This window comes from Streptomyces sp. B1866 (assembly GCF_031932565.1).
Lineage (GTDB): Bacteria > Actinomycetota > Actinomycetes > Streptomycetales > Streptomycetaceae > Streptomyces.
This window is the reverse complement of sequence record NZ_JAVSCF010000626.1, coordinates 1-431: the sequence shown is the minus strand read 5'-3', so window position 1 is coordinate 431 and position 431 is coordinate 1. Positions and strand designations below refer to the sequence as shown.

The 431-nt window shown below is 66.8% G+C and carries 1 protein-coding gene; it reads left to right on the top strand.

The features are described 5' to 3' along the window. A partial coding sequence (locus RKE29_RS30505) for an ATP/GTP-binding protein (protein WP_312008922.1) occupies positions 1-431 on the top strand: 431 nt, incomplete at both ends.

The window sequence follows — 431 nt, the reverse complement described above, 5'->3', positions numbered from 1 at the left end:
GCGAAGATCGTGGTGGCGGGCGGTTTCGGCGTGGGCAAAACCACGTTCGTCGGCGCGGTCTCCGAGATCAACCCCCTGCGCACCGAAGCCGTCATGACCAGCGCCTCCGCCGGCATCGACGACCTCAGCCACGTCCAGGACAAGACCACCACCACCGTCGCCATGGACTTCGGCCGCATCACCCTCGACGACGACCTCATCCTCTACCTCTTCGGCACCCCCGGACAGGACCGCTTCTGGTTCATGTGGGACGACCTCGTCCGCGGCGCCATCGGCGCCGTCGTCCTCGTCGACACCCGACGCCTCGCCGACTGCTTCCCCGCCGTCGACTACTTCGAGAACTCCGGACTCCCCTTCGTCATCGCCCTCAACGGCTTCGACGGACACCAGCCCTACAGCCCCGAAGAAGTCCGCGAAGCCCTCCAGATCGG